1 pseudogene is annotated in these 416 nt (G+C 78.4%); it reads right to left on the bottom strand.

Annotated elements, in window-relative coordinates:
* A pseudogene (locus IF37_RS40415) lies at positions 1-416 on the bottom strand (hypothetical protein); the annotation flags it as partial.

Genomic DNA, 416 nt, shown 5'->3' with positions numbered 1-416 from the left:
CCGGCCCTCCACCGCCCCCCGGGTCGCCTCCGCCACCGCCAGCCGGCCGTGATACGCCGCGTCCCGCTGCCGCTGGAACTCCTCCCACCGCACCGACGGCCCGGCCGGCGTCACACCGCCCGCCGTGTGCCCGCCCGGCACAGCGGTGACGGACCCGGGCACAGGGGCGACGTCGGGCCGGGCGATACTCGCGTCCGCGCCCACGGCCGCCTGCGCGTCCGTCCCCGGATGCGCGCCCGCTCGCACACCGGCCTGAGAAGAGACGGCCGTGTGCGCGGCGGTCTGTGCGGTGGCGACCGGGGATGACGTGTCCGGGGCGGGACGGTAGTAGGAGGGCAGGCCGTCGGAGACCGTGCGGGGCGGGGTGAACCGCAGCTCCCCGGCCGGCCGCAGCAACGGATGACCCGGACCGGGCA

The sequence above is a fragment of the Streptomyces sp. NRRL S-31 genome (genome assembly GCF_000718775.1).
In the GTDB taxonomy this organism is placed as follows: domain Bacteria; phylum Actinomycetota; class Actinomycetes; order Streptomycetales; family Streptomycetaceae; genus Streptomyces.
This window is presented reverse-complemented; position numbering and strand designations above follow the sequence as displayed.